Below are 2,128 nucleotides of genomic sequence, written 5' to 3'. Positions count from 1 at the left end.
AGGAAGCGGTGCTCCTCGTTGCCGACGATCAGCGGCGTCTGCACGGCGATGTCGGCGGCGCCGAGGCTTTCGACGCGCTGCACCGCCTGCTGGAACAGGCTCTGGTTGCCCGACAGCACAAGGAACTGCTTCGGGAAGCCGGCGCGCGACAGCGGCCACAGCCGCGTGCCGCTGCCACCGGCCATGATGACGGGGAGGACGGACAGCGGGGTCGGCGGGGTGGTGGGCGTGGACATGGCGGTTTCTTCCGGAGGTCTTGTTGTGTGGGCGAGGGACTGAATTATCGGCGGGCCAGCCGCTTGATCGCCGAGACGACGATCGGCGGCAGGATCTGCTTGAGCACGTGCTTGCTGCGGTCGCTGCGGCTCGCGAACAGGTAGGTCGACAGCATGGCTTCGCGCCGGTCTTCGCGGGCGAAGCGGTTGGCGTAGTAGTAGGCCGCGATGGAGCGCCGCGTGACGCCTTCGGGCACCGCGAGCGGCCGCGAATGGCCGTGGTAGTGGGTGCGGCCGTGGCTCATCAGGATCGAGCGGCCGAACTCGGGTTCGACGGTGCCGACGCATTGCTTGCGGTCGGCGTCCCACAGTTCGAGGGCGCCTTGCCACGGCGGCTGCCAGTTCTTGTTGAGGTAGGTGATGAACACCATCTCGTTGTTGAGGGCGGTGCGCGGGTGGCGGTCGAAATCGGCATGGATGCCGAACGAGCCGCCGGACAGCGTCTCGTGCAGGCCGCCGCCGAACAGGTGGGCATCGCTGACGAGGTCGGGCACGCCGCTGATGTGCGAGAGCGCATGCAGGAAGAAGCTGGAGCCGAGCGTCCAGAAATACAGCTGGCTGGCCGGCCCCATGCGAGCGCCGACGCGCGAGCGCTCGACGCGGGCATAGGCATTGGTCTGGGTGCTCCAGTGGTCGCGGGGCAGCACCTCGAATTCCTCGTGCACGAGTTCCAGCAGGCGGGGGTTGAACCAGTCCTGCACGACGAGGTGGGGGTAGGGCGTGGCCGACTGCATGCGGGATCGCAATTCATCGAGGTGCGTGATGTCCGCCAGGCGGGGCTCGATCAGTTCATCGAGTGACAGCCGCACGCCGCGGATGGTGACGAACGCGGAATCGTCGATGAGTGCCTTGGCAACTTCGACCTCGACAGGCAGGGACATCATGGCTTCGCTCTCTTGCGCCGGGGGCAACAAGCGATCGTAAGCAAGGGGGAGGCCGCTGGAGGGGGCATCCCCCCTGAATGGGCGATGTGTGCGTGTGAGTCGTTTGTCGCTTCTGTTTCTGCGTGTCGCGGCGGGTGAGGGGATGGGCTGGAGGCTCATGCCGAGACGGTCGGCGCCCTGGGGGCGCCGACTCCACTGCGAAGATCGGCTTTGGGGATGCATCGGCAAACTCCCTCCGCTCGCTTCGCTCTCTGTGGTCAAACAGTGCCGATGAGTCAGTTCACGAAGCGCGCTGGCGCGCGCCATCCCCAAAGCCGATCTTCTCCGTCGCCTCAGAAATCGCCCCCAGCCCATCCCCTCACCCGCCGCTAACCACCAGCCGCTCTGGTTGGGTGGAAAAGATTGAAGTGATCGACGAAGCGCGCGRGCGCTCGMATGCTCGTCGGTCACTTCAATCTTTTCCCCCMAACACAGMMSGGTGGTGGCCGCAAAGGCGCGGGTGGGKAGGCTGTGGAGCGCCAATAGGGACGGGGCGCCGGAGCTGGCTGGTTTCRTGGCCCGCGTGCGCCAGCACGCTTCGTGAACTGACTGTCGCCGACTGTTTGACCACAGCGAGCGAAGCGAGCGGAGGGAGTTTCGGCGACGGGCCATGAAACCAGTCAGCGCAGGGGAGTCATTGCCCCCCAGGGGCAATGACCGCACCGGCCGGCGAGCCACAGCCTGCCCACCCGCGCCTTTGCAAGCAAGAACACAGCAGCGCATCAAGAAGCACGGCCTTCACGAGCACCGGCACCAGAAGCCACCGGCAGCCACTGCAGCAGCAGCTGCTCGTACTGCGCCAGGATGTGGTTCCAGGTGAAGCATTCCTCGAAGCGGGCTCGGCTGGCTTGCTGCATCGCGGCCAGTCGCGCCGGATCCTTCAGCACCGCTTCGAGCGTCGTCGCGAATCCATCCGCGCCGCTGAAGTAG

At 66.2% G+C, this 2,128-nt stretch carries 2 protein-coding genes and 1 pseudogene; all 3 read right to left on the bottom strand.

The genetic code is table 11. The annotated features are described in order from the left end of the window. On the bottom strand, positions 1–236 hold a 236-nt coding region (locus tag AC1D01_RS31605), incomplete at its 3' end, for a sugar phosphate nucleotidyltransferase (protein ID WP_477873467.1). A gap of 44 nt (positions 237–280) precedes the next feature. Continuing rightward, on the bottom strand, positions 281–1,159 hold the full coding sequence (locus AC1D01_RS31600) for a 2OG-Fe(II) oxygenase (RefSeq protein ID WP_477873466.1): 879 nt from the start codon (positions 1,157–1,159) through the stop codon (positions 281–283). A gap of 761 nt (positions 1,160–1,920) precedes the next feature. Further along, positions 1,921–2,128: pseudogene (locus AC1D01_RS31595) on the bottom strand (hypothetical protein); the annotation flags it as partial.

The sequence above is a fragment of the Rhizobacter sp. P3_B12 genome, assembly GCF_056402895.1.
Note: the sequence above shows the minus strand (reverse complement) of the source record. Positions and strands in the feature narration are given on the sequence as shown.

Bases quoted from the DNA above. Each gene is read 5' to 3' on its own strand.
- AC1D01_RS31600 (WP_477873466.1), bottom strand. From the start codon at position 1,159: ATGATGTCCCTGCCTGTCGAGGTCGAAGTTGCCAAGGCACTCATCGAC.